General features: G+C 37.8%; 3 protein-coding genes and 1 pseudogene. All 4 read left to right on the plus strand.

Annotation, left to right across the window (positions count from 1 at the left end):
• Positions 1-573: pseudogene (locus ACILQF_RS10255) on the plus strand (translational GTPase TypA); the annotation flags it as partial.
• Between the two features lie 140 nt (positions 574-713).
• On the plus strand, positions 714-2,039 hold the full coding sequence (locus ACILQF_RS10260) for a flippase (protein WP_395627316.1): 1,326 nt from the start codon (positions 714-716) through the stop codon (positions 2,037-2,039).
• Positions 2,036-2,680 carry an FkbM family methyltransferase gene (locus ACILQF_RS10265; protein ID WP_395627317.1) on the plus strand — a complete coding sequence of 215 codons (645 nt, stop codon included), beginning with the start codon at positions 2,036-2,038 and terminating at the stop codon, positions 2,678-2,680. The genes ACILQF_RS10260 and ACILQF_RS10265 overlap by 4 nt, the downstream gene beginning before the upstream one ends.
• A 79-nt stretch (positions 2,681-2,759) precedes the next feature.
• Positions 2,760-5,048 (plus strand): c-type cytochrome, encoded by a 2,289-nt coding sequence (locus tag ACILQF_RS10270; RefSeq protein WP_395627318.1) that lies wholly within the window; start codon positions 2,760-2,762, stop codon positions 5,046-5,048.
• Positions 5,049-5,206 lie beyond the last annotated feature (158 nt).

Raw genomic sequence — 5,206 nt, forward strand, 5'->3', positions numbered from 1 at the left:
ATTGAGCTAGTAACTCAGCGTAAAGGTGAATTACTAATCATGGAACCAAAAGGAGATCTTCAACACCTAGAGTTTGAGATTCCAGCACGTGGAATAATAGGTTTACGTAATAATGTATTAACAGCAACTGCCGGTGAAGCAATTATGGCACACCGTTTTAAGTCTTACGAGCCGTGGAAAGGGAATATCCCGGGCCGTTTGAATGGTGTTCTTGTTTCTATGGAAAAAGGTTCAACTACTGCATACTCCATCGATAAATTACAAGATCGTGGTCGCTTCTTTATAGAACCAGGTGTAGAGGTTTATGAAGGACAGATCATGGGTGAGCACATTCGTGATAATGACCTTGTAGTAAACGTTGTTAAAGGAAAAGCATTAACCAATATGCGCGCATCAGGTACTGATGATAACGCCCGTATTGCTACAGCTATTAAATTCTCTTTGGAAGAAGCAATGGAATATATCCAGGCTGATGAGTACATTGAGATTACTCCTAAAAGCATGCGTTTACGTAAGATCTACCTAAGTGAAAACGAACGTAAGGTCAATGCAAAGAAGTTTGTAAATCAATAATTAACAGAATTTATTCTGCTAATAAATAAAAAGGCTCGGTGTAAACTGAGCCTTTTCTTGTTTAAGGGTGTTGGCTAAGAAAAAAATTGCCACCTTTAATATTAATTATTAAAGATCAAAAATTTAATTATTTTGTTCTAATGAAGTTTCCAGTGGTGCCTGGTTTCGACCAGCAAGCGTTTAATAAATACCTGAAAAACACGGGCTGGCTATTTCTTGCCCGAGTGGGTAGCTTAATCATTAAAATTCTTGCGGGAATTGCGGTGGCAAACTACTTAGGGAGGGCAAATAACGGCTTGTTAAACTATCCGCTTGTCTTCGTTACGTTTTTTATTGCCATTGCGGCCTTGGGACTTGATGGTTTTATCACTCGCGAATTACTTGCAGCACCAGCTAATAAAAATAAGCTTTTAGGTACCGCCTTTCGAATGCGATTTTTAGCTGGAATAATTATCATTCCTTTAGCTGCTGCCGCATTTTTACTTTTTAAGGGCAATGATTCAGAAATTCCCATAAGCTATATTTTAATTGCTTCTGGTATTGGCTTGGCACAATCTCTAAATATTATCGATAGCTATTTCCAATCTCAGGTTCAGGGGAAATACGTGATGATGGTTCAAGTGGCAGCTAATCTATTGTCTGCAGCCTTAAAATTAATCCTGATTGCTATTTCTGCACCTTTGTATTGGTTTATCTGGACTTTACTAGTTGATGCGGTGCTTATAGGTGTTGGATATTTAATCGTGTACAAACTTAGGTCTAATAAAGTATCGGAATGGCAATTTGAAGGAAACTTAGCATTAAACCTTCTGAAACATTCGTGGCCACTGGCTTTTTCGGCAATTCTGGTTACTGTGTACATGAAAATAGGACAGCTCATGGTTGAAAGTTTTTTGGGGGTAGCCGCTCTTGGAGTCTATTCAACAGTGGTAAACTGGAGCGAAAGTTGGTATTTTATTCCTGTAGCCATTGTTAGCTCTATTTTCCCGGCTATCATGAACGCGCGCAGAGATGATCCCTTACGCTATCAAAAAAGACTGAGAGATTTATATGATTTGATGATGGTGATTAGTCTGACTATTGCCATATTTATGACCTTTGCCTCTCCTTATATCTATACTTATTTTTACGCCGCTGAGTTTGCCGAAGGAGCAAAAATATTGTCTATTCATATTTGGGCTGGTGTTTTTGTGTTTTTAGGGAGTGCCAGCGGTCAATATTTAATAGCCGAGGGCTATACCAAATATTCGCTTTATAGAACAGGAGCGGGTGCTGTGGTGAATGTAGTTTTAGGTTTTTTATGGATACCTTTGTACGGACTTCAAGGAGCTGCATTTGCGACATTGATTGCTTACTTTTCAGCAACTTTCTTTATTCTTGTCTTTCCTAAGACTCGGAGACAAGGAATATTAATGCTGAAATCACTATTTTTAATTTCACTTATTCAAAAAATTGCAAAGCGTTGAAAAGAACGGAATCCTATACTAGTTTAATAAACCCTGCAAGGATAAAAACCTTGCTTTCATTTGGTATAAAAGGTTATCTATCAGAAATTGGCTGGTTTAAGGCTTTAGAAACAAAATCGGCTGTTGGACGTGATGGCGAGCCTATTCCTTGGGTTACCTATTCCTTTATCGACTTTATTTCTGATCGTATTCAAAAGGATCATGCTGTTTTTGAATTTGGTTCTGGAAATTCTACTTTGTACTATGCTAAGCGCGCGTTAAAAGTGGTATCTGTGGAGCATGATGAAGAATGGTTCGCTAAAATATCATCTTCAAAATCGGCAAATTCAGAAATGATTTTTTGTGCGCTTGAGAAGGGCGGAAAATACAGTAAAATGCCGGCTAGTATGGATGTTAAATTTGACATCATTATTGTTGATGGTCGTGATCGTGTAAATTGCTGCCTTGAATCTTTGTCCGCTTTGAGCAATAAGGGAGTAGTTGTTTTAGACGACTCAGAACGGGAACATTATGCCGAAGCAATCCAATTCTTTAAAAGTAATGGATTTAAAGAGCTTTCATTTAGCGGGATTTCACCCGGTTTATTTTATCGTAAATCGACCTCTGTATTTTATAAAGATTCCAACTGCTTAGGTATTTAATAAATTGGGAGGGTTAAATAGCAATAAATGCATTATTATACCTCAATATTTTAAAATAAACGAATAAAGCTTTAGCGCGATGAAGGCCATTCTATTTTCAATTCCTATACTACTCGTCTTTTTTCTGCAACTGATTTCTGGTGGCAGAATCAATGATTATACATTTAGAAATCCTACTATTGATACCGTTGGTTTGAAAGACGAGTTTTCTAAATCGCCAGTTCTTTCTGCTGAAGAATCGATAAGAACGATGAGGCTTGAGGATGGTTTTAAAATTGAAATCGTTGCCAATGAGCCTCTTTTAAGTGCGCCAGTAGCCATGCTTTTTGATGATAAAGGTCGCATTTGGGTGGTTGAAATGGAGAATTATATGCCCGATACTTTGGGTACAGGGGAGGAGCTTCCAACTGGTAAAATTGTGATATTAAGTGATAAAAATGGCGATGGAAGAATGGACGATAGAAAAGTATTTCTTGACTCACTTGTTCTTCCTCGTGCCTTTAGTTTTTATGAAAATGGCATCTTGGTAGCAGAATCACCAAATTTATGGTTCTATGAGATCTCCAATGATCGAGCTATTTCTAAAGTTCTTGTTGATGGCACTTATGCCGAGGGTGGCAATGTAGAACATCAACCAAATGGTTTGTTAAGGGCATTAGATAATTGGATTTATAGCGCCAAATCTGGTAAACGTTACCGAAAAATGAACGGTAAATGGCTGATTGAAAGAACACATTTCAGAGGTCAGTGGGGTATTTCACAAGATGATCAAGGCCGACTTTTCTACAATAATAACTCTGAGAACCTGCAAGGCGATTATTTTACCCCAGGTTTAGGTGCTTCCAATGATAATCAACAGAGATTGTCTGGTTTTTCAGAAAGTATCATTAAAAATAATCGGGTTTTTCCTATCCGACAGACGCCGGGAGTGAACCGGGCTTACATGGAGGGTATTTTGGATGATAGCCTCAAATTGGTCAATTTTACTGCAGCCTGCGGACCAGTAATTTTCACTAGTAAAATGTTTGGGGAAGCTTATTATGGCAATGCTTTTGTTGCAGAGCCTGCAGGGAACCTCATCAAGCGTAATATTTTATCAAATGCAGGTTATACTGTAAATGGTAAACAAGCCTATTCCGATAGAGAATTTTTAGCTAGTACAGATGAAAGATTCAGACCGGTAAACCTCAGTGTTGGTCCCGATGGTGCCCTATACATTGTAGATATGTACCGCGGAATTATTCAGCATAAAACGTATTTAACACCCTATTTAAAAGGTCAAATTAAGGCAAGAGAATTATCTAAACCCCTAAATTCAGGTCGCATTTATAAAGTAAGTCCGAAGGGTATTAAAAACCCTAAATCAATTTTTTATACAGACAAAAAACGATTAGTTCAGCAATTAGACCATTCAAATGGCTGGATTCGAAACAAGGCGCAACAATTAATTGTGGATTCAAAAGATAAGCAATTAGAAAAGCCATTGCGTGAATTTGCAAGTAGAACTGATCGTCCGCTCACGGCAATTCATGCTCTCTGGGCAATGGAAGGTCTTTCTGTTTTGAAAAAGGAAGATATTCTACCCTTGCTCAAAAATGAAAATTGGACCATTCGTATGCAGGCATTAAGTTTGGTTCCTTCAGTAATCAACAAAGAAAATTATACAGAGTTTTTGGCCGTGTTCAGGTTTATGCTGGTTCAAAATGATGCATTAGCTGCACCTTATTTAGGATTTCTAAACCCATTTATTGCTAAATATGATTCGACAAATGCGCGACAGTTTTTGATTGATTTAGCGAAAAAATATCCAAATAATAGTTTTACTGCTGATGCGGTGATTAGTAATTTGGCTAAGAAGGAAGCCGAATTTCATAAAGCGCTTGCAGCAGATTCAAGTACGGTCATTAGTAAGCGATTGAAAAAACTAATGGATGAGCTCTCTAAAAAGAGTGTATCCAATTTGGATGCTTCCAAGGAATACCCGAAAGGAGCTAGCCTGTTTCGTTCAATCTGCCAGACTTGCCATGGAGCTGATGGCACTGGTATTAATGGCTTGGCACCCCCTTTAAATAAGTCGGATTGGGTTACAGGTGATAAAAGCAGATTGATTAAAGTTATTCTCTATGGTTTAAGCGGACCGATAAAAATTGGTGAAAGGCTATACAAGGCTCCGGAAATAAGTGGAGAAATGCCTGGAATTGCTTCAAACACAAGCTTTTCAGATGAGGATATCGCACAAGTTGCAAATTACATCCGAAATTCTTGGTCTAATAAAGCAGATAAGGTGTCATCTAAATCGGTCACAGAAATTCGTGCTAAGTATAAGAGTAGAGAAAAAGCATTTACGGAAGCTGAACTAAATCAATAATGGACCATATTCAGCTGATTTTTATTCATTTTAATGAAAACCCTTGCATCATGGAATTGTTTTCTTTAAGCATATCAATAAAATTTTAGATAAATCATGCAAAATTTTGCTCCAATAGCACTTTTCGTTTATAATCGTCCGGAGCATACACGGCGAAC

The sequence above is a fragment of the Daejeonella sp. genome, assembly GCF_044232565.1.
Lineage (GTDB): Bacteria > Bacteroidota > Bacteroidia > Sphingobacteriales > Sphingobacteriaceae > Daejeonella.